At 74.2% G+C, this 19734-nt stretch carries 23 protein-coding genes and 1 pseudogene; 9 read left to right on the top strand and 15 right to left on the bottom strand.

Annotation, left to right across the window (positions count from 1 at the left end):
- The 4 genes from CFP66_RS46455 to CFP66_RS46440 form a co-directional block, all read left to right on the top strand.
- A partial coding sequence (locus CFP66_RS46455; protein ID WP_143517638.1) for an IS30 family transposase occupies positions 1–345 on the top strand: 345 nt, incomplete at its 5' end.
- A 66-nt stretch (positions 346–411) separates the two neighbouring features.
- The gene (locus CFP66_RS46450; RefSeq protein WP_094931988.1) at positions 412–636 is read left to right on the top strand and encodes an IS3 family transposase; all 225 of its coding nucleotides are present in this window, start codon (positions 412–414) and stop codon (positions 634–636) included.
- A gap of 115 nt (positions 637–751) precedes the next feature.
- Complete coding sequence (locus CFP66_RS47750) at positions 752–1165, top strand: MarR family winged helix-turn-helix transcriptional regulator (RefSeq protein ID WP_158228478.1); 414 nt, start codon at positions 752–754, stop codon at positions 1163–1165.
- A 218-nt stretch (positions 1166–1383) separates the two neighbouring features.
- Positions 1384–1836: an SgcJ/EcaC family oxidoreductase gene (locus CFP66_RS46440; RefSeq protein ID WP_233160307.1), complete on the top strand. Its 453-nt coding sequence runs from the start codon at positions 1384–1386 to the stop codon at positions 1834–1836.
- Here CFP66_RS46440 and CFP66_RS46435 read toward each other — a convergent pair.
- The 5 genes and pseudogenes from CFP66_RS46435 to CFP66_RS50610 form a co-directional block, all read right to left on the bottom strand.
- Positions 1790–3166 carry a HAMP domain-containing sensor histidine kinase gene (locus tag CFP66_RS46435; protein ID WP_094931985.1) on the bottom strand — a complete coding sequence of 459 codons (1377 nt, stop codon included), beginning with the start codon at positions 3164–3166 and terminating at the stop codon, positions 1790–1792. The genes CFP66_RS46440 and CFP66_RS46435 overlap by 47 nt on opposite strands.
- Complete coding sequence (locus tag CFP66_RS46430; RefSeq protein ID WP_094931984.1) at positions 3163–3834, bottom strand: response regulator transcription factor; 672 nt, start codon at positions 3832–3834, stop codon at positions 3163–3165. The genes CFP66_RS46435 and CFP66_RS46430 overlap by 4 nt, the downstream gene beginning before the upstream one ends.
- Positions 3831–4112 (bottom strand): hypothetical protein, encoded by a 282-nt coding sequence (locus CFP66_RS49795; RefSeq protein WP_233160306.1) that lies wholly within the window; start codon positions 4110–4112, stop codon positions 3831–3833. The genes CFP66_RS46430 and CFP66_RS49795 overlap by 4 nt, the downstream gene beginning before the upstream one ends.
- 45 nt (positions 4113–4157) lie before the next feature.
- A complete protein-coding gene (locus CFP66_RS49790) occupies positions 4158–4520 on the bottom strand; it encodes a hypothetical protein (RefSeq protein ID WP_233160305.1) in 363 nt (120 codons plus the stop codon).
- A 37-nt stretch (positions 4521–4557) separates the two neighbouring features.
- A pseudogene (locus CFP66_RS50610) lies at positions 4558–5640 on the bottom strand (SDR family NAD(P)-dependent oxidoreductase); the annotation flags it as partial.
- A gap of 145 nt (positions 5641–5785) precedes the next feature.
- Here CFP66_RS50610 and CFP66_RS46420 point away from each other — a divergent pair.
- Genes CFP66_RS46420 through CFP66_RS50200 form a run of 4 tightly spaced genes read left to right on the top strand, consistent with a single transcriptional unit; the run spans position 5786 to position 8223 of the window.
- The gene (locus CFP66_RS46420; protein WP_094931982.1) at positions 5786–6067 is read left to right on the top strand and encodes a DUF1490 family protein; all 282 of its coding nucleotides are present in this window, start codon (positions 5786–5788) and stop codon (positions 6065–6067) included.
- Between the two features lie 2 nt (positions 6068–6069).
- On the top strand, positions 6070–6648 hold the full coding sequence (locus CFP66_RS50210) for an HMA2 domain-containing protein (protein WP_304528796.1): 579 nt from the start codon (positions 6070–6072) through the stop codon (positions 6646–6648).
- Positions 6566–7234 (top strand): hypothetical protein, encoded by a 669-nt coding sequence (locus CFP66_RS50205; RefSeq protein WP_304528795.1) that lies wholly within the window; start codon positions 6566–6568, stop codon positions 7232–7234. Before CFP66_RS50210 ends, CFP66_RS50205 begins: the two co-directional genes overlap by 83 nt.
- Positions 7162–8223, top strand: a complete 1062-nt coding sequence (locus CFP66_RS50200) for a cation-translocating P-type ATPase (RefSeq protein WP_304528794.1) — start codon at positions 7162–7164, stop codon at positions 8221–8223. The genes CFP66_RS50205 and CFP66_RS50200 overlap by 73 nt, the downstream gene beginning before the upstream one ends.
- Before the next feature lie 135 nt (positions 8224–8358).
- Here the strand turns inward: CFP66_RS50200 and CFP66_RS46410 are convergent, their stop codons facing one another.
- The 5 genes from CFP66_RS46410 to amiA all read right to left on the bottom strand — a co-directional run bounded on the left by CFP66_RS46410 (position 8359) and on the right by amiA (position 13451).
- Positions 8359–9333, bottom strand: a complete 975-nt coding sequence (locus CFP66_RS46410) for a hypothetical protein (protein ID WP_233160303.1) — start codon at positions 9331–9333, stop codon at positions 8359–8361.
- A gap of 230 nt (positions 9334–9563) precedes the next feature.
- Positions 9564–10931, bottom strand: a complete 1368-nt coding sequence (locus CFP66_RS46405; RefSeq protein WP_094931980.1) for a YcaO-like family protein — start codon at positions 10929–10931, stop codon at positions 9564–9566.
- Positions 10928–12343: a CocE/NonD family hydrolase gene (locus CFP66_RS47730; protein WP_158228477.1), complete on the bottom strand. Its 1416-nt coding sequence runs from the start codon at positions 12341–12343 to the stop codon at positions 10928–10930. The genes CFP66_RS46405 and CFP66_RS47730 overlap by 4 nt, the downstream gene beginning before the upstream one ends.
- The gene (locus tag CFP66_RS46390) at positions 12340–13263 is read right to left on the bottom strand and encodes a hypothetical protein (RefSeq protein ID WP_233160302.1); all 924 of its coding nucleotides are present in this window, start codon (positions 13261–13263) and stop codon (positions 12340–12342) included. The genes CFP66_RS47730 and CFP66_RS46390 overlap by 4 nt, the downstream gene beginning before the upstream one ends.
- A gap of 62 nt (positions 13264–13325) precedes the next feature.
- The gene (gene amiA / locus CFP66_RS50125; RefSeq protein ID WP_255413954.1) at positions 13326–13451 is read right to left on the bottom strand and encodes a streptamidine family RiPP; all 126 of its coding nucleotides are present in this window, start codon (positions 13449–13451) and stop codon (positions 13326–13328) included.
- A gap of 128 nt (positions 13452–13579) precedes the next feature.
- Between amiA and CFP66_RS46385 the strand changes: the two genes are divergently transcribed.
- Positions 13580–14815 (top strand): MFS transporter, encoded by a 1236-nt coding sequence (locus CFP66_RS46385; protein WP_094931978.1) that lies wholly within the window; start codon positions 13580–13582, stop codon positions 14813–14815.
- Here the strand turns inward: CFP66_RS46385 and CFP66_RS46380 are convergent.
- Genes CFP66_RS46380 through CFP66_RS46360 form a run of 5 tightly spaced genes read right to left on the bottom strand, consistent with a single transcriptional unit; the run spans position 14788 to position 19379 of the window.
- Positions 14788–15576, bottom strand: coding sequence for an ABC transporter ATP-binding protein (locus CFP66_RS46380; protein ID WP_094931977.1), 789 nt, complete (start codon positions 15574–15576; stop codon positions 14788–14790). The genes CFP66_RS46385 and CFP66_RS46380 overlap by 28 nt on opposite strands.
- Entirely contained in the window at positions 15573–16718 is a 1146-nt protein-coding gene (locus CFP66_RS46375) for an iron chelate uptake ABC transporter family permease subunit (RefSeq protein WP_233160301.1), read from the bottom strand. The genes CFP66_RS46380 and CFP66_RS46375 overlap by 4 nt, the downstream gene beginning before the upstream one ends.
- The gene (locus tag CFP66_RS46370) at positions 16715–17680 is read right to left on the bottom strand and encodes an iron chelate uptake ABC transporter family permease subunit (RefSeq protein WP_094931976.1); all 966 of its coding nucleotides are present in this window, start codon (positions 17678–17680) and stop codon (positions 16715–16717) included. The genes CFP66_RS46375 and CFP66_RS46370 overlap by 4 nt, the downstream gene beginning before the upstream one ends.
- Positions 17677–18660, bottom strand: coding sequence for an ABC transporter substrate-binding protein (locus CFP66_RS46365; protein WP_094931975.1), 984 nt, complete (start codon positions 18658–18660; stop codon positions 17677–17679). Before CFP66_RS46365 ends, CFP66_RS46370 begins: the two co-directional genes overlap by 4 nt.
- Positions 18657–19379, bottom strand: a complete 723-nt coding sequence (locus CFP66_RS46360; protein ID WP_233160300.1) for a sugar phosphate isomerase/epimerase — start codon at positions 19377–19379, stop codon at positions 18657–18659. The genes CFP66_RS46365 and CFP66_RS46360 overlap by 4 nt, the downstream gene beginning before the upstream one ends.
- Positions 19380–19734 lie beyond the last annotated feature (355 nt).

The raw sequence follows: 19734 nt of genomic DNA, 5'->3' as shown, positions 1-19734 counted from the left end.
ACGATGACCACGATGCCCGCCGAACTGCTGCGGTCGCTGACCTGGGACCGCGGCAAGGAGCTGTCCGCTCACGCGCAGTTCAAGGTCGACACCGGCATCGCCGTCTATTTCGCCGACCCGCACTCGCCCTGGCAGCGCGGCACGAACGAGAACACCAACGGCCTGTTGCGGCAGTACTTCCCCAAAGGCACCGACCTGTCTCGCTGGTCCCACGACGAGCTGCTTGCCGTCCAGGCGGCGGTCAACAGCAGACCCCGGAAAGTCCTGGTCTGGAAGACGCCAGCCGAAGTTCTCGACGAGCAGCTACGGTCGCTGCACCAAGCCGGTGTTGCAACCACCAGTTGAGCCCAGGCAAAATTCGGGTCCTGGGCCTTCACCGACAGGGCCAAGGACTCCGGGCTGGTGCCCTCGATGGGCAGCGTCGGGGACTGCTTCGACAACTCCATGATCGAGGCCTTCTGGTCGCGCATGCAGATCGAACTGCTCGACCGGCAGCGGTGGAGGACCCGGATCGAGATGGCCAACGCGATCTTCGAGTACCTCGAGATCTGGCACAACCGGCGACGTCGACACAGCGCGCTGGGCTGGCTGTCACCGATAGAGTTCGAGTCCAACAGCAAGATCGTTGTGGCCTAGTTTCCAGGAACCCGACTCCACGGAACCCGGGGCATCCCAGAGCCTCCACAGGACCCAGGGCGACTCAGCGTCCCGGAACGGGCGCGTCGCACCCAGCCTCCGGTGGCTCGCCGACGTGGCCCCAACAAGGCATCCCGCCCCGCCTTCGGGCTGCCGGGAGCTCACCCCCATCCAGGCGTCGGTCCTCGGCGTGGTCGTCGCGCGCGGGCCGATCCGGATCTCCGCGGTCGCCGAGCTCGAGGGCGTCAACCCCACGATGCTCTTGCGCGTGATGGGCGTACTGGAGCAGAAGGAGCTGATCGTGCGCTCCTCGGCCACGTCCGACCAGCGCGGCGTGGTGGCCGAGGCCACGGTCGCAGGGCGCGAGAAGAGCATCCGGATCATGGAACGGCGCACCGCGATCCTGCTCTCGGTGGTCGAACACCTCCCGGAGCAGACGGCTGCCGCGCTCCTGACGGCCCTCCCCGCCTTGGAGGAGCTGACGGCCGCCTTCGTGGAGCGCCGGCCGACCCTGGCGCGGGAGGGCTGAGCCGCACGAACGGCACTTCCGGCCAGGCCTATTGGACGAAAGTGCCGTTCGTGCAGATTCTTGGTGGAGCCTTTGCCGTCCGCTGGATCTTTGCTGTCCGAGCCCTGCATACTTGTCGATGATCGTGGGAGGCGATCACCCGATCGACGCAGGGAGAATTGATGCGAGGCCTTGGTCGCCTTTCTCGTCCCGTTCTGATCGCCGCTGTTTCCGCGGCCGTGCTGGGGCTCGCCGGATGCGGTTCCTCCGTCGCGGCGCCGACCCAGCCGACGACGTTGCCGACGAACCAGGAGGTCACCGGGCTGTTCGACCGGTGGAACCAGTCCCTGGCCACCGGCAACCCGGAGCTGGTTGCCGACCGCTACGCGGCGGACGCGGTGCTGCTGCCGACCGTCTCCAACGAGGTCCGCAGCGATCGCGCGGAGATCGTGGACTATTTCGATCATTTCCTGGAGAACAAGCCGCAGGGGCAGATCCTCGAATCGCACATTAAGGTTCTCGGCCCGACCGACGCGATCGACGCCGGAACGTACCGCTTCACCCTCACCACGGACGGGCAGCAGCGCACGGTGGACGCGCGCTACACGTTCGTCTACGAGAGGGTCGACGACGAGTGGTTGATCGTCAACCACCACTCGTCGGCGATGCCTGAGCCCGCAGGGCAATCCTGACCCGCAGACCCCCGGTCTCGGCCTCGTGCAGGCTCACCGTGCCGCCGTCGTCGGTCACCAGCTGCTTGACGATGGCCAGGCCGAGGCCCGAGCCGCCGCTGCCGGTCAGCCCGCGGCCACGCCAGAACCGGTCGAATGCCCGCTGCCGATCGGCGGCGGGCATTCCCGGGCCCTGGTCGACGACCTCGCAGATCGCCTTCCCGTCCTCCCGGAAGGACCGCACGGTGATCGTCGCGTCGTCGGGGGAGACCTCCAGGGCGTTGGACAGGATGTTGTCCAGCACCTGCTCCAGGTGGCCGTGACTGGCGAGGGCGCGCAGGTCCGGCTCGATGAGCTCGATGAGCTCGTGGTGCAGCGTGACGCCGCGCTCGTCGGCGACGGCCCGCCAGCTCTCGAACCGGTCGGCCACCGCGTCGGCCAGCTTCACCGGTTCCGGGCTGGTGACCGCGGCCTCGGCCCTGGCCAGGGTGAGCAGCCCGTTCACCATCCGGCTCATCCGCACGACCTCGGCGGTGGCGCGCTCGACGTCCTCGCGCACGTACGGGTCCTCGACACCGTCGGCGATGTTGTCCAGCGAGAGCCGGAGCGCGGTGAGTGGGGTGCGCAGCTGGTGCGAGGCGTCCCCAATGAACGCCCGCTGGGCGCCGACGAGGGTGTCGATTGTCCCCATGGCGGTGTTCAGGGTGCTGGCCAGCGTGCGAGTCTCGGCCGGCCCGGTCTCGGCGGCGCGCGCGGTGAGGTCGCCGTCGCGCAGCCGGCTCGCCATGAGGTTCAGCTCGCGCAGCGGCCGCGTGAGCCGCCGGGCGAGGAGCACGCCGCTCCCGGCCGCGATGGCCAGCACGATCACTGCGAGGATCGCCCGGAACCCCCAGATCTCCCACAGGCGGTCGGTCAGCGGCTTCGACGGGTAGCTGACCCGCACCGCGCCCACCACCGTGCCGTCCGGGGCGCGGGCGGGCACCGCGAGGACCAGCCCGTCGGCGCCCAGCGCCTCGGCGTATCCCCACCGCAGCGACTCCCGGCCTTCCAGGGCCTCGCGGAAGGACGTGACGTCCGGCGCGACGGGCGCCGGCATCCCGCCCACGGCCGGCAGCACGTCCAGCCGGCCCGGTGTCTGCTGCGAGTAGGCGCTCATCAGCTGTACGAGGGCCTGCCGCGAGGATTCGTCGTCGGTGGCGAGCACGAGTGCGGCGACCTGCGCCTCCCGGCGCGCCGAGCCCTCGGCGTCGCCGTAGACCTGCTGGGTGGGGGTGACCGCGACCGGGGCCGTGAACGCCGCCAGCGCCACCGCCACCAGCAGCACGTAGCTGGCGACCAGCTGGCGGATCACCGCAGCACCAGCCGGAACCCGACCCCGCGCACCGTCTCGACCGCCATCGCGTCACCGAGCTTGCGCCGCAGCGCTCCGACGTGCACGTCGAGCGTCTTGGTGGGTCCGAACCAGTTGGCGTCCCACACCGCCTCCATGATCTGCTCGCGCGTGAACGCCGCCCCCGGCGCCTCGGCGAGGAACGCGAGCAGGTCGTGCTCCTTCGGTGTGAGCGCCACCTCGACGCCGTCGACGTGCACCCGTCGCGCCCGCCGGTCGAGCACGAGCCGGCCCGACTGGGCCGCCTCATCGGCCGGCACCGCCGCCGGCCGCACGCGCCGCAACACCGCCCGCATCCGCGCGATGACCTCACGCACGCCGAAGGGCTTGGACACGTAGTCGTCCGCGCCGATCTCCAGCCCGGCAACCCGGTCCGTCTCGTCCGCCCGCGCACTGATCACGATGATCGGCACGTCGCTGCGGGCCCGCAGCTCGCGGCAGACGTCGAGGCCGTCGATGTCGGGCAGCCCCAGGTCCAGCAGCACGACGTCGCCCACCTCGGCACGCAGCGCCTCGCCCCCGGTCCGCACCCACTCGACGTCGAGGCCGTACCTGACCAGCCCTCGCGTGAGCGACTCCGCGACAGTGTTGTCGTCCTCGACCAGCAGCACCCGCACCCGGCGGATCATTTCCATCGGTGCGATTCCTTTCCGCGCATTGCCGGGTCTACCGCGTCATGGCTATCCATGACGTGATGCCCGACTCGAGGGACTTCGCCACGCGCACCGAGCCCTTCCGCCGCGAGCTGCTCGCCCACTGCTACCGGATGCTCCCGTCCGGTCCGGGATCGCCGTCCGGTGGCCAGGATCGTCGGGTGCAGGACGTAGTAGCCGGGATCGTCGAGCAGGTAGCGGGGGCTGCCCGGGGTGGTGAGGGCGTGCAGCTCGGCGACGTCGGTCTCGGTCATGCCGACCTGGGGGCCGCAGGCCAGGGCACACTCCCACATCTGCGGCTACACGGTGGTCGTCAGGTAGGTGCGCACGTGGCGGTCGGTGTCGATGCGCAGGCCGATCCGGGGGAAGACGTCGAGGGTGAGGTGCTCCAGCCCGGCGACCTGGAGCCAGCACAGGTGTCGCTCGTGCTGGCGGCAGCCCTCGGGTGACACCCCGCGACGTCGGGCGGAGGCGGCCCGCAGGAGGTTCTCCAGCCGGGCGTGGCCGGGCAGGAACACGGCCTCGTGGTGGTGGCCGTGGAACAGGGCCAGTACCCCGCCTGGGCGCAGCGCCCTGGCCATGGCCGCGACGGCCGCGACGGGATCGGTGAAGGTCCCTGGCTCGACGACGTCGCCGGCCCAGATCCGCGTCGAACCCGCCACCCGGCTCGGTCGCGGACCGTTCGACGACGTCGACGAGATCGGCGTGTTCCACCGTGCACCGCGCGGCCATCCCGTGCCGGGTGGCGTGCGCGGTGGCCAGCGGCAGCACGGTCGGGTCGATGTCCACGGCACGGACCGAGCCCGCCGCGCCGACGGCACGCGCGAGCGCCGGCAGCGCTGATCCGCTGCCGGCACCCGCGTCCAGCACCCACCCTCCCGCGGGCAGCCGCAGCGAGGCGACGGCACGATCCACGGCGGGGGCGAGGAAGTCCCGGCCTGCTACGAGGCAGGTCGCCCGACCGGGAGCGAGCGGCGGGGCGCCCGCGGTCACGCAGGCTCCTCTCCGGCGATCACCGCACGCTCGGTCACAGCATGACCTCGCCGCCGTTCGGCGAGATGCAGGTGCCGTGGAAGAAACTGCCCTCGGGGGAGCCAGCAGCAGGGCCGCCGGTGCGATCTCGGAGACCTCACCGAACCGGCCGAGCGGGATGGCCGCCCTGAGGGTGTCGAGCAGCTCGTCGGCGAGCGGGGTCAGGAGGTCGGTGTTCGTCACGCCGGGGGCGACGGCGTTGACGAGCACGCCGGTGCCGGCGCACTCCAGGGCGAGCGCGCGGGTGAAGGTCATGTTGGCGCCCTTGGCCGAGGCGTAGTGGGTGAGCAGCCCGGCGCCCTTGTAGGCCAGCTGCGAGGTGACGTTGATGATCCGACCCTCGCCGCGGGCCACCATGTCGCGGAAAACGGCCTGGGTCATGAAGAACGTGCCCTTGACGTGCACGCCGAACATGCGGTCGTGGTCGGCCTCGGTGATGTCGGTGAAGTTCTGATTGACGTTATGGCCGGCGTTGTTGACCAGGATGCCGATGTCGCCGAGCGTGCTCACGGCGTCGGTGTAGAAGGACCGGACGGCGTCCACTGAGGAGACGTCGCAGTGGGCGTGGTGCACCCGACGGCCGAGTGCCTCGATCTCGGCGCCGGTCTCCTTGGCGCGGTCCTCGTCGTCGAAGTGGTTGAACGCGATGTCGGCGCCGTGGGCGGCCAGGAGCACCGCGATCGCTTTGCCGATCCCCCGGGACCCGCCGGTGACGATTGCGCTCTTGCCGGTCAGCTTCTGGTCGCTCATGGCGGTTCTCCCGAGTGCTGGGGCGGAGAGACCGTTCCGAGACTAAACGAAATGAAAGTCGTTGTCATTAGACGCCGGGGTGGGTAGGGCCCACCTGCGCGAGTACTCTCGGCGCCCACGGCAGCGAGCTTCGATCGGGGATCCCATGGTGTTCGGCGCGTTCGTCGGCAAGGCGGCCTCGTCGCTGGCCACGGGCATCGCCGGCGCCGCGGTGTACGACGGTGTCAAGAAGGTCGTCGGGTCGAACGTGCTGCGCGGCAGCGCGGTCGCGGTCACCGCGCTGGGACTGCGCGGGGCACGCGCGGCCGAGACGGGCGCGGAGAAGGCCCGGCTCGTCACGGCCGACATCGTCGCCGAGGCCCGGGAGAAGATCGGCGAGCAGGTCCCGGCTCCCGGCGCGCCGGTCGAGCACGGGCACGACCACTGACCGTGGCGGTTGCCGCCGGCCCGATCCGATGCGTCTCCGACGCGGGTGGACGGGTCCGCTTCGAGACCTCCGTCCTGCGCCGCATCCCGGCGCTCGCGGTGGCCGTCGAGGACGCGGTGGACGCCGTGACCGGCGTGCGCCAGGTACACGCCTTTCCCCGCACCGGCAACGTGGTGGTCTGGTTCGACCCGGACCGCTGCGACCGCGCCGAGCTGCTCGAGGCGATCGGCAAGGGGCTCGGTGCCGACCCGGAGGCCACGGCGGCACGCTCCCCGCGGTCGGCGGACGTCCGCAACGGCGATCTGCTGCGGCTGGTCGCGGGCGGGGTCGCGCTTGCGGCGCTCGGCGTCCGCCGTTACGGGCTGGGTCGCCCGCCGTTGCTCGGTCCGACCAGCCGCACCGTCGCCACTGGAGTCACGATCTTCACCGGATACCCGTTCCTGCGGGGTGCGTTGCGGTTCGCTGACCGGTGGGCGCGGGGTCGGTACGGACGCGCTGGTGTCGGCGGCCACCGTCGCCAGCCTGGTACTGCGCGAGAATGTCGTCGCACTGACCGTGCTGTGGCTGCTCAACATCGGTGAGTACCTCCAGGGGCTGACGCTGCGCCGCAGCCGCCACGCGATCTCCGAACTGCTCACCGGAACCCAGACCCGGGCCTGGGTCCGGCTCGACGACGGCATCGAGGTCGAGGTCGACATCGACCATCTGGTGATCGGCGACGAGGTCGTGGTCCACGAGCACGTCGTGCTGCCCGTCGACGGCGTGGTCGTCGACGGCGACGGCGTGCTCGACCAGGCCGCGATCACCGGTGAGACGCTGCCGGTCACCGTCACCGCGGGAACGGCGCTGCACGCCGGGTCGGTGCTGCTGCGCGGCCGGATCGTGGTGCGGGCATCCGCTGTCGGCCGCGACACCGCGATCGGGCGGATCATCAACCGGGTCGAGCAGGCTCAGGCCGACCGGGCGCCGATCCAGACCGTCGGCGAGAACTTCTCGCGCCGGTTCGTGCCGACCTCGTTCGCGCTGGCCGCGGTGACGTTGCTGGTCACCCGCGACGTCCGGCGGGCGATGACGATGCTGCTCGTGGCCTGCCCGTGCGCGGTCGGGCTGGCGACGCCGACCGCGATCAGCGCCGCGATCGGCAACGGGCCCGGCGGGGCATCCTGATCAAGGGCGGTGCCCACCTGGAGGCGGCCGGGCGCGTCGACGCGATCGTGTTCGACAAGACCGGCACGCTCACCCTCGGCCGCCCGATCGTCACCAACGTCGTGTCCTTCGACGACGACTGGTCGCCCGAGCAGGTCCTCGCCTACGCGGCCAGCTCGGAGATCCACTCACGGCATCCGCTGGCGCAGGCCGTCATCCGCTCCACCGAGGAGCGGCACATCGCGATCCCGCCGCACGAGAAGTGCGAGGTGCTGCTGGGCCAGGGCATGCGGGTGCAGAGCGATGGGCGGGTGCTGCTCATCGGGTCGCGCGAGCTGTTGAAGGCGCCACGGGTGCCGGTCAGTCGCAAGGCCCACGACTGGGTGCGGCGGCTGCAGAAGGCCACCGAGACGCCCCTGCTGCTCGCGGTCGACGGCAGGCTCGTCGGCCTGGTCTCGCTGCGGGACACGGTGCGCCCGGAGTCGCGGGCGGTGCTCGACGCGCTGCGTGCCGACGGCGTCCGCCGGATCGTGCTGCTCACCGGGGACCACCCGACCACGGCCGCCGCGGTGGCGGCCGAGCTGGGCATCGACGAGTTCCGCGCCCAGGTGATGCCCGAGGAGAAGCAGGACATCGTCCGGGATCTGCAGGCGCAGGGTTATACCGTCGCGATGGTCGGCGACGGCACCAACGACGCGCCCGCGTTGGCGCTGGCCGACATCGGGATCGCGATGGGCGTCGGCGGCACCGACGTGGCCGTGGAGACCGCGGACGTCGCGCTCTCCGGCGACGACCTGCGCAAGCTCCTGGAGCTGCGCGACCTCGGCCGCCGGGCGATCGGGCTGATCGGGCAGAACTACGGGATGTCGATCGCGGTCAACGCCATGGGCCTGCTGGTGTCGGCGGGCGGGGCGATGTCGCCGGTGGTGGCCGCGATCCTGCACAACGCCTCGTCGGTGGCCGTGGTCGGCAACAGCTCGCGGTTGATCCGCTACCGGTTGACGGACTGAAGACCCCTGTCGGTAACGACAGTCGTTTTCAGTTAGTGTTCGGACGGGCCCAGATCGTCGTCGCGCACCGGTACCGCCCGCATCGCTCGAGCTCGTGTGGCCGGGCGCGTGTGACGGCTGGTGAGCGCCGCTATGTCACGGTTCGGTGCGGTCGTGTCGCTCCGTCGTCGCGTGGCAGCCGACGGCCGGGCCCGGCTTCCTGCTGGCTGTCGGCGGGGGAGCCGGGCCGCCGAGCACGAGTGCATGGGTGACCCGTCGCCGGCCCTGCGGTCCGTCGAGGCGGGCGTCGATCCAGCTCCCGACGGGCCGGGCCGGGACGCCGTGTGCGGTAGCGGCGAGCCAGGCGGCGTGCACCACCTCGGCCGCGTCGAGATGGCGGGCGACCACGGTCGGTGGGTCGGGGTCCGGTGTGGCCGTCACCAGCAGGATGGCGGCCGCGTCGGCGAGCCGGACCTGTCCGGCGCTGTGCCGGGCCAGGGCGGCGAGCAGCGTCCTGTTGTCCTTGCGGGTCACGACGTGGGTGTCGACCAGGCCGGATCGGCATGCGCGGGCGGCGTCGAACACGGCAGGCGGCAGGTCCTCGGCCCCGGGGCGGGTGATCTCGTCCCATGTCGCCGACCGGCGGGCGAGGAGCACACGGGCTGGCACCGGCGAACTGGCGGAGGGCACCCACACCGGCGGGACCGCGAGGGACCGCAGCGCCGCGACGATCTGCCGGTCCGCGGGACGGGCAGGCGGTCCGGCCGCGTCCGCCGTGGCAGGGCCGGACACCGGCGGTGGCGAAGGCCCCGATGCGGGACCGATCCGGATCGTCGCAGCCGGGAACCCGCCCGCGCACCGGGCAAGCGTGACCGTGGCGCCTGCGCCGGTCGCGGCGGACGCTGCCCGGACCGCGGCGACCGCGTGACCGAGGTCGAGCAGCAGCAGTGGCAGCGAGCGGCGGCCGTAGCGCCAGGTCGTGCGGTCCGGCGCCAGGGTGAGCCGGACCGTCCATCCGGGTCCGGACGGGGGTGGGGCGTACAGGGCGTGGGCGAGCGGGTCGTAGCCGGTGGCACCCCCGTCGAGGGCGACGTGGGCGTCCACCGGGTAGCGCCCGCCCGCGGACGGCACCCTCCGCAGGCTGACGCCACCGACGCGGCGCCCTGGGTCGGCGGAGAGCGCAAGGTCCAGCAACGCACCGATTCCGCCTCCGGGCCATCGGCCCAACGGCCGCGCCGGGTCACCGCAGGTGGGCACGGGGGCGGGTCGGGCGGCATGGTCGGCGGGGCCGGGATCCGCGCCGGACCACGCCGCCCGCAGCGCCGCCTCCACCGCACCCGACCCGGTCCCGACGACCTTCCTCACAGGAACGGTGGGGGCACGAGCAGGATCCCGCCGGGTCCGGTGGCCGGGTCGACGCCGGGCGCCCAGCCCCGAGCCGCCGCGGCTTCCCGCCAGCGGGTCAGCCCGAGGTAGCGGAACGCGGCCGGGGCGTTGGGCACCAGACCGGTGGCACAGACCCGCACGACCCGCAATGACGTGCACGCGACGTCGGGCGTGGTCAGGTCGGCGTACACCACACGGTTCCCGGCCCGGCGCAGGGCGGCCCGCAGCGCCGGTAGGTCGCCGACCGGTCCGTCCGGCAGCTCGGCCTGCTCCGCCGGGTCGGTGAAGCGGTGCAGGTGCGCGGCCTGCACGCGCGGGTCGAGCCACACCTGCACCTGCGCACCGAGGTCGCGCACCGCGGCGAACCCGGGCCCGGCGTCGTCGAGATGGTGACGGTCGTCGCGGTGCGGCAGGTACAGGCCGCGAGCGAGCACCCCGGCCTCGATCGCGGCGAACACCCAGCCGTCGGGCTCCAGGAGGCCCTGGGTGAACACCCAGGTGTGGACGGCCTCCAGTACCGCCTTCGTCGCCGCTTCGGCCGGGTCGAAGCGGGCCGCGCCGCCGCCCGCGACGATCCCCGTGGCCGGGTCGACGACCACCGCCGCCACACAGCTCACCGGATACTCGGTGGGTAGCTCGACGAGGTGCGCCTGCAGCCGGCTGCCGGCCAGCGCGGCCGCGAGCCCGGGAACCCGGTCGGGGTCGATGCCCCGCGAAGGTCCGCCGAGGTGCCACCACAGCTCCAGCGCGTCGCGTTCCACCAGCTCCAGCAGCCCGCGCCGCAGGGCGTCGGTGCGATCGGTTCCGGTGGCGACACCCGCGTAGTTGAGGTGGTGCAGCCGGGGTTCGGCCCGGCGCTCGCCGCAGTGGTAGTTGAGGTAGGTGTAGGACGCGGGCAGCCAGCACCGATGCCCGTCCTCCACGCCGGGCACCCAGGCGATCGCGGTGTCCGCGGTGAACGGGCGGTAGGGCCAGGGCGGCGCGCCCTCGGCGGTGCGGTGCTGCCACGGCGCGAAGAACGGAAGGTCCTCGGGCCCGAGCAGGCGTTCCCCGGCGGCGGCCAGCTCGGCCGGCGTGGCCACGCGCAGACCGGGCGGCACGCGGTTGCCGCAGTAGCGCTCCACCGCCTCCCCGACGGCCGCCGCGCGGGCGCCGTCGACGTCGCCGAACGTCGTGCCGAGGCTGACCCGGTCGGCCGGCCAGACGCCGAGCCTGCGCGCGTCGGCGACCTCCGCTGTGACCGCCGTGTACGACGCGGGCAGGCCGGGCAGGGGGGCGACGTCGACGAGCCGCCGGACGATGCCGACGAGCGGGTCGACGAGCAGGTCGGTGACGGCGGTCATCGTGCGATCTCCTCGGCGATCCGGGCCGGCGCGACGGTGCCGCGACCGGTGGGGGACAGGGGCAGGTCCAGCACGGCGGCGAGGACGGTGCGGCGGTCGGGCCGGAGCTCGACGGCGGAGGCGGCGTCCGCGCCGGTGTGCGGGTTGCGGGCGTGGGCCGGGAAGTGGTGCCCGGCCACCTCCAGCACCAGCCGCCCCCCGGAGGGGACCACGGCCCCGGCGGGGGGTGTGGTCAGCCGCACGGCGATGGGGGCGACGCGATGGCGGAGCACGGCGGTGGCGATCTCGTGGCGACCCCCGGGCCCGGGCAGGGAGAGCCGGGCGAACCAGTCGGCGTGCGGAGCGCTCAGCCCCACATGCAGCGTGATCCCGACCGGCCCGCGCAGCTCGCCCCCGGGCAACGGCGGTGTGCTGAGCAGGAGACGGTCGCGGCGGGCGTCGTCGATGCGCAGGTCGGTGCCGCGCGGGCGGGACGGAAAGGGGTCGTCCGGGTCCGCGGTGAACGCGCCGCCACCCAGCTCGACCCGCAGCCCGGCATCCGGATCGGCCCAGCGGCCGTCCGGGCCGGCCGCGACGAGCTCGCCCCGGCCGGTGGCGGCGCCGTCCAGGACGGCCCGGGCCCAGCACGCGTAGACGGCCCCGATCCGCGCCCCGCCGAGCGCCGCGCCGGGCGCGTCGGCGTCCAGGCGGTGGCCCCAGGGGCCCAGCAGCAGGCGGGCCGGACCGCCCCAGGCCCGGGCCAGCGCCGCCGTGGCGGCGGCGAACGGGTCGGCGGTGCCGCCCACCGCCAGCAGCGGCGTGCCGATCCCGGGCAGCCGCGACCACAGCGCCGGGTCCCGTGCAGGTGCCGTCCACAGCGCCGGCCACCCGGGCGCGTCGAGGATGCCGGTCACCGGGAGCGCGTCCAGGCGCACCGGCCGGGCGGGGCGGGGCACACGCCTGCCGCCGTGCTCGGACCACCACCCGGCCCGGCAGGCCAGCCGGGCCGCGCCACCGCACTCGCGCACCGTCTCGCCCCGGCCGAGGGCCGGTACCGCGGCCAGCACGCCCGCGACCGCGCCGGGGCGGGCGAGGGCGGTCCGCACCGCGCAGTGGGCCCCGTAGGAGGCCCCGGCGAGCACGACGCGGCCGTCGCAGAAGGGGAGGTCCCGTACCGCGTCGAGGACGGCGGCCCCGTCGGTCTCCTCGTGGAGGTAGGGCTGGAACTCTCCCGACGAACCGAACCGGCCCCGCACGTCGCCCACCACGCAGGCGAACCCGTGCGCAGCCCAGCCGGCCGCCTCGCCGAGCAGGGTCCGCCGGTCGTAGGGGGTGCGGATCAGGACCGTCGGCCACGGTCCGCGACCGGTCGGGCGGACGACGCAGTGGTGCAGCGCGCAGCCGTCCGGGGCCGCCACGACGAGGTCGCTCACGGGGCGCAGGGCGGCACGGGCAGCACCGGGTGCTCGGCGATCGAGGCGGTGTCGAGGTCGACGACCCGCAGCCGGAGCCGGGCGGGCAGCGGCGCGGGGACGAGAGACCCGGCACCGGCCGTGTCGGTGGTGTCCCCGGCGACCCCGTCCGGGTCGGCCGCGTCCGGGTCGGTCACGTCCGGGTCGGCGACGGCCCAGGTGCGCAGGTCGGCCGCGGCGAGGGCGGCGATCAGCGCCAGGTCGGCCGGATCGAGGTCCAGCGGTGCCGTGGCCGACCAGTAGGCGGCCAGGTGGCGGTGGCCCGACCCGGCCGCGGCGAGCCTGCGTGCCCGGACGTCGCGGTGCCCGACGTCGTGCGGTCCGGCGGCCACCGGTTCGAACAGCGCGTGCCGGCCCTCGACCGCGACCCGCTGCCAGGCCACCCCGTGGCCGGGCAGCACGTCGAGGTCTGCCCACCACCGCGGGGCCGGGCCGGCGTGCACGGCGCAGACCGCCCAGGGGGCCATCGCGAGGATCTCCGCCAGCAGGTCGGGCGACGGACCGGCCGGGTGCGGCAGCGGCGCCGCCCCGGCGAGGCGCAGCGCCGCGACGACAGCGGCGCCCACGGGCCCTGCTCCGTGCAGCACGACGACCCGCGCGCGCTCGGGTGGCCACGAGCGAGGCGCGCCCAGATGGCCCGCCTCGGCGAACGCCGCCAGCTCGGCCGGGGCGTCGCCGGGTGCCGGTGCGCCGGGCGGGTCCGCGGGTGTGGAACCCGGCTGCCCGGACGGCGGCCGGTCGAACCACTCGCGTAGCGCGGCGATCCGCTCGGGCGCGAGCCCGATGTCGAGCAGGGTGCCGTCCGCCGCGCGCAGGGCGGCGCCCCGGCCCGGTACATCGAACAGCGCGACCCCTGGCCGCAGCCGTGTCCCGTCGCTCACGTCGATCCGTCCCCTCCGCGTGCGGGCCGCGCGGTGCCGTTCCCGGCACCGCGCGGCGTGGCTCACTCGCTGTCGTCGGAGGCCGGGGTCTCGGCCTCGAACGGGTTCTCGACCAGCGCGTTGCTGTGGCTGGCGGAGTTGTGCGGCAGAGCCCGCTCGGCCTCGACCATCGTGAAGACGTCCTTCATGTGATCACCTCCTCTCGTCTCGGGTGGGACGTCCCCAGTTGACCTGTAAATGACAATGATTGTCAACTGTGATGCGGGCGTGATCACTGCGGCTAGTAAACGACAACGATTGTCACTACGGTGCAGCGGTGACACCCGACTTCCGCCGGTACCTGGCCGCCCGCGCCGTCGCCGTCGCCGGCACCCTGGTGTCGCTGGTCGCGATGCCCGTGCTCGTGTACCAGCTCACCGGATCGGCGGCCTGGACCGCGGCGGTGGCCGCTGTGGAGGCCCTTCCGTACCTGGTGTTCGGCCTGGTCGCGGGGGCGGTGGCGGACCGGTTCGATCGCCGGTGGCTGATGGTCGGGGCCGATCTCACCGCGGCCGCGGCGCTCGCGAGCGTGCCGGTCGTGTGGTGGGCGGGCGGGCTGTCCGCGGCACAGGTCCTCGTCGTGGCCGTCGTGGTGCAGACGGCGTTCGTGTTCTTCGACGCCGCGAACTTCGGCGCGCTGCCCACCCTCGTCGGCCGCGATCGGCTGACCCGTGCCTACTCCACGCTCTTCGGGGTGACGACCGCTCTGGAGCTGGTGGTGCCGGCCGTGGCCGGTCTCGCCGTCGCGACGCTGGCCGCCGCCCCGCTCGTCGGTGTCAACGCCGCCACCGCGGTCGCCTCCGCGGTTCTGGTGCGCCGCATCGCCGGGCCGCTGTCGCCTCCGGTGTCCGAGGGGTCGCGGAGGCGGATCGGTGCGATCCCCGCCGGGATCGCCGAGGGCGTGCGGTTCGTCGCGCGGCACCCGGTCGTGCGCACGCTCACGCTCGTCGGCGCGGCGAACGCCGTGGCGGGCGGGGCCTGGGTGGCGGTGCTCCTTCCCTGGGCCGATCGTGTGCTGGGGATCGGGGTCACCGGCGACGCCCGGCTCGCCCTGCTGTTCTCCTGTTTTGGGGTGGGAGCGGTACTGGCCTCCCGGATCGTGCCGCCGTTGTCGGCCCGGATCGGCGGTGCCCGGCTGGCGTTGTGGGCGCTGCCGGTCTCGTTCGGGTGCGGACTGCTCGTCGTCGCATCGGTGCACTGGGTGCCGGCGCTGCTCGCGGCGCTGGCCTGGGGGACCGCGCACGCCACGGTCGTGCTCAACGCGATCACCTACCGGCAGCAGGTGTGCCCGGCCGACAAGCAGGCGCGGGTCAACACCACGGCCCGCATGCTGTCGTGGGGGCTGGGCACGCCGGCCGGGGCTGCGCTCGCCGGGGTCGTCTCCGTCGGTCCGGCCGGACCGCGCGGCGGACTGGCGGTCGCGGTCGCAGCGCTCGCCCTCGCCGGGGTGCTCGCCTGGTCGGCGCCCGCGCTGCGCCGTGCGGCCTATCCGGTGCCGACCGGGGCCTCGTAGCTGCAGGACAGCCGACCGCTGACCGGGTTCCGGTGCACCGTGCCGTCCACACCGAAGACCTCGCGCAGCAGCGAGGTGTCCACGACGTCGGAGGGTGGCCCGTCGGCGTGCACCCGCCCGCCGCGCAGGGCGATGACCCGATCGGCGCACCGGCCGGCGTGCGCGAGATCGTGCAGCACGGCGACGACGGTCAGCCCGCGCTCGGCCTGCAGGGCCCGGACCAGGTCGAGCACCTCCAGCTGGTGGCGCACATCGAGGTAGGTCGTCGGTTCGTCGAGCAGCAGCAGCGGGGCGTCCTGGGCCAGCGCCAACGCCAGGCGCACCCGCTGGCGCTCGCCGCCCGAGAGCCGGTCGACCGCGACGTCGGCCCAGCCGGTGACACCGGTGGCCGCCATCGCCTCGTCCACGACGCGGTCGTGGCCGCCGCCGAGCATCCCGAGCGGTCCGCGTACCGCGTACCGGCCCTGCGCGACGAGCGCGCGCACGGTCAGCGCCCCCACCGGGGGCAGCGCCTGGGGCAGCACCGCGAGGCGACGGGCGACGGCGCGCCGACCGAGCCCGGCGAGTGGCTCGCCGCCCAGGGCCACCGTGCCCGTGTCGGGTGGTTGCAGCCCGGCGAGCACGCGCAGCAGCGTGGTCTTGCCGCAGCCGTTGCGCCCGACCAGCGCGACCCATTCCCCCCGGCGCACCGTGAGATCGACCCCGTCGAGCACGGTGCGCCCCGCGAAGGCCACCCGCACCCTCTCCGCCACCAGCGTCATCGGTCCTCCCCGACCATCGCGCGCGAGCGTCGTCGCACGATTCCGACCAGCACGACCGCCCCGAACACGGCGGTCACCGCACCCGTGGGCACCCCGATCCGCCCGGCCTCGCCCGGCACGGCCGAGGTCACCAGCTGGGCGACGACGTCGGCTGCCGCGACGGTCGCCGCGCCCGCCAGCGCCGCGCCCGGCAACAGCAGGCGGGGGTCGGCCCCGGTGACGGCGCGGGCGGCGTGCGGGGCCAGCAACCCGACGAAGGCCAGCGACCCCACCGCCGCCACCGCCGCCGCGGTGGCCAGCACCGCCACGCCGAGCACACCCGCGCGGGCCGGCGCCACGGCCAGCCCGACAGCACGCGCGTGTTCGTCGTCCACGGTGAGCAGGCCCAGCACCGGCGCCGACAGCATGCCGCTGAGCAGGCAGGCCAGCAGTGCGGGCCACAGCGCCGCCCAGTGCTCCCAGCCGCGACCGTTCAACGATCCGACCAGCCATCGGGTCATCGACCCGGTGAGCTGCGGCTGGGCGGTGAGCAGCAGAAGTGTGGCCCCCGCCAGCACGGCGGAGACCAGCACCCCGAGTACCGCCAGCCGCAGCGGGTCGGCCCCGGCACGGGCGACGAGGGCGAGGAGGATCCCGCCACCCACCGTGCCGCCGACCAGCGCCGCCAGCACGAGACCGACGGGCCCGGCCGCCGCGCCGCCCGCGGTCGTGGCCGCCACCGCACCGAGCACGGCCCCGGACCCGACACCGGTGACCTCCGGCGCGGCCAGCGGGTTGCGCAGTACACCCTGCAGCACGGCCCCGGCCAGGCCCAGTGCGGCGCCGGCGGCGAGCCCGGTGAGCACCCGTGGCACGCGCAGGTCGAGCACGATCGACGTCGTCAGCGGATCTGCGGAGCCGGTCAACGCCGCGAGTGCGGCGGCAGGCGTCAGCGTGGAGCCGACGAGCAGCTGTACCGCACCGAGCACCAGCACGAGCGCCGCACCGCCCACCAGCAGGGCCGTGCCGCGGACGGCCACGGCGGAGACCGGGCGCCGCCGCACCGCGTCGCTCCCGCGCGCGGGCGCAGCGTCCCGCCCGGGCGGCCAGGTCGAGGCATCCTGCCGCTCCGCGGCTCCGCGGGCGGGCGCGCGCCCCGTCACACCCGCTCCCGACCACGCGCGGCGAGCAGGGCCCCACCCAGCACCACCGCGACCACCGCCGTGAGCCCCCCGACCGGGAGCTCGACGGGATGCAGCACCGTGCGGGCCGACAGGTCCGCACCCGTCACGACGAGCGCGCCCGCTCCGGCGCACGTGGCGAGCCGGGCCGGCGGCCGGGTGGCGGGCGCGAGCCGGGCCGCGAGTTGCGGGGCGAGGAATCCGACCCAGGCGATCGGTCCGCACGGCCCGACGACCGTGGCGGTGAGCAGGCAGGCCACCCCGAGCACGGCGATCCGCGCCCCACCCGCCCGCAGCCCCAGCGCGGCGGCCGCGTCACCGCCGAGGCGCAGCAGGCCCAGCGCGGGCAGGGCCAGCACCGCCGCGACGCCGCCGAGCGCCAGCCCGGGCACGACGGCCGCAACGGTCGACCAGGTCGTGCCGGTCAGCGACCCCAGCAGGTAACGCACGAGGACGCCCTGGTCGCGTGAGTCCGACAGCGTCGTCGCCGCGAGCATCACCGCCTGCAGGGCCGCGCTCACCCCTGCGCCGATGAGCAGCACCGCCGCCGGACCGACGGCGCCGCGCACCGCGAGCACCGTCAACACCGCGCCCACGGCCGCACCGAGCAGCGCCGGCAGTAACGGCGCGAACGGAACCGGCACGGCGAACACCACCGTCACCGCGACCGCCGCGGACGCGCCGCTGGACACGCCCAGCAGCTCCGGTACCGCGAGCGGGTTGCGCAGCGACTCCTGCAGCAGCATCCCGGCGACGCCCAGCGCCGCCCCGGCAAGCGCGCCGAGCACCAGCCGGGGTGCGCGCAGCTCGGTGAGCAGCACGTACTCCAGGCCGGAGCCCGTGGCGAGCGCGCCCGGCCACGCGGGCGGGGGGATCACCGGTTGCCCGAGGGCCAGCGCGCCGACCACCACACCGACCGCGAGCGCGGCCGCGAGCACCCTCACGCGGGCGGCACGAGCGTGAGCGACTCCTCGATCACCGCCGCGAGGCTGCGGGTGCCCCGGCCGCTGCCCCACAGCCGCGGGTCGATCTCGTGCACCCGCCCCTGCTGCACCGCCGGCACCAGCGCCCAGACGGGGTTGCCCTCGAGCTGCTCGGACAGGGTGGCGTCCTCGGGGGAGAACAGCAGCGAGTACACCAAAGCCACGTCCGGCTGCTGCGCGAGGATCGCCTCCACGCTGTACGTGCTGGCCGTCTCCGCGTCGGTGCCCTGCGCCGCGAAAGGGTAGCGGTAGAGCTGGGCGAGCAGATCGCCCTTGAGTGACGCGGTCGTGTCCACGCCCACGGAGTCGGCGCTGCCGTACATCAGCACCACGGTGCGCTCGGACTGCCCGGTCTCCCGCGTCCTGGTGACGGCGTCGGCCAGGGTGTCGCGGAACCGTTGCTCGGCGGCGGTGGCCTCGGTGACCCGGCCGGTCAGGGCCCCGAGCGCGCGTAGGTACCCGACCGACTCCTGCCAGGTGCCGGGCTCGCCCAGCCACAGCGGCGCGAAGGCCTCCACCGTCGGGCGCAGGGAGTCGTGCACACCGGAGAGCCCGATCACCAGATCGGGATCGAGCTCGGCGATCGACTCGACGTCCTCGCTGCCGAAGCTCCCCTGCACCTCCGGCACGGCCGCCGCCCCGTCGCCGAGCAGGACCGGCGAGGCCAGCAGCTCCGGGTTCGACGTACCGGCCGGCACCAGGCCCAGCTCGACCAGCATGTCGTCACACAGCCCGGACAGGCACACGATCCGCTGCGGCGGCGCGGGCAGCGACACGGTCGTTCCGGCCGGGTCGGTGACGGTGAGCGCGGGCTCCAGGGGTGCGACGGCCCGGTCGATCCGCGGTGCGGGGACCGCGTTGATCTCGGTGGAGGGGGGCGGGGCGGCGCACGCGGTGAGAAGCGCCACGAGCAGGGCCGCCGGGAGCAGGCGAGGGTTCACGACGCCACCGACAACTGCTCGTCACGCCAGCCGCGCAGCCGTGCCGCGTCCCGCTCGAACGCGTCCACGTCGTCGCCGGGGACGAACTCCAGCACGACCTCCGCGTCGCCGCCCTGCGCGGCGAGGGCGGCGAGGACGGGCCGCCACAGGTCGGCCCGCGCGTCGAGCGGGAGGCGTTCGGTGAACCCGTCGGCGCCCCAGCTGAACGCGTGCACGACGGCGGGGACGAGCGCGTGGACCTCGGCGAGGCATTCCCCGGTGTCCGGCAGCTCGCGGGGTTGCCAGTGGGCCACGAGCCCGGGCACCTCGGAGCGCAGTGTGAGCGCCGAGGCGAGCGTGTCGGTCAGCGAGGACACGTGGTGCTCGACGACGACCCCCAGACCTGCCTCGCCTGCCCGGTCCACGCACTCCCGCAGCGCCTCGACGACCGCGGCGCGCTGCAACACCGGGGTGTCGTCCGACCCCACCGTCCCGGCCCACACCCGCAGCCGCGGCGCACCCAGCTCCCGCGCCGTGCGCACCAGAGCCGGCACCGCGTCAGGATCGTCAACCCCGGCCTTGTAGTACGTGCCGTACGTCCCGACCCTCAATCCGTGGTCGACCGTTGCCGCCTGAGCGTCGGCCGCCGCTGCCAGGTCGTCCGCTGGCACGTGCACGTCGCCCGCCCACTCCAGCACTTCGAGCCCCGCACCGGCCGCCAGGCCGACTACATCCGCCACTGTCCGTGACCTGAAGGTCACCGACGCCACTCCCGTCGTCAACATGGGGGTAACGATAGTCGTTTTCAAGTAACCGTAGGCAAGTACCTGCCAGGATCATCACGTCCTGCTCTCGACAACCATGGACTGCGACCTGTCCAGATGGGCCGTCCGCACGACTCTGGACGAACCTCGAATCCGCCCGACCAACTCAAATCCACTCCCGCCGCGTTGCTCGATATTGACTCGCCCTGGGTCCTGTGGAGGCTCCTGACCTTGGAAACGAGGATGGAGCCATGCCGAGGGAGCAGCCGCCGGGCAAGCCGACCACGCGTCGGTACTCCGAGGAGGAGAGGGCCGCCGCGGTGCGGATGGT

This window comes from Pseudonocardia sp. MH-G8 (assembly GCF_002262885.1).
Taxonomy (GTDB): domain Bacteria; phylum Actinomycetota; class Actinomycetes; order Mycobacteriales; family Pseudonocardiaceae; genus Pseudonocardia.
Note: the sequence above shows the minus strand (reverse complement) of the source record. Positions and strands in the feature narration are given on the sequence as shown.

Bases quoted from the DNA above. Each gene is read 5' to 3' on its own strand.
- CFP66_RS46450 (WP_094931988.1), top strand. From the start codon at position 412: ATGGGCAGCGTCGGGGACTGCTTCGACAACTCCATGATCGAGGCCTTC.
- CFP66_RS46430 (WP_094931984.1), bottom strand. From the start codon at position 3,834: ATGATCCGCCGGGTGCGGGTGCTGCTGGTCGAGGACGACAACACTGTC.
- CFP66_RS49795 (WP_233160306.1), bottom strand. From the start codon at position 4,112: ATGACCGAGACCGACGTCGCCGAGCTGCACGCCCTCACCACCCCGGGC.
- CFP66_RS46420 (WP_094931982.1), top strand. From the start codon at position 5,786: ATGGTGTTCGGCGCGTTCGTCGGCAAGGCGGCCTCGTCGCTGGCCACG.
- CFP66_RS46405 (WP_094931980.1), bottom strand. From the start codon at position 10,931: ATGACCGCCGTCACCGACCTGCTCGTCGACCCGCTCGTCGGCATCGTC.
- amiA (WP_255413954.1), bottom strand. From the start codon at position 13,451: ATGAAGGACGTCTTCACGATGGTCGAGGCCGAGCGGGCTCTGCCGCAC.
- CFP66_RS46380 (WP_094931977.1), bottom strand. From the start codon at position 15,576: ATGACGCTGGTGGCGGAGAGGGTGCGGGTGGCCTTCGCGGGGCGCACC.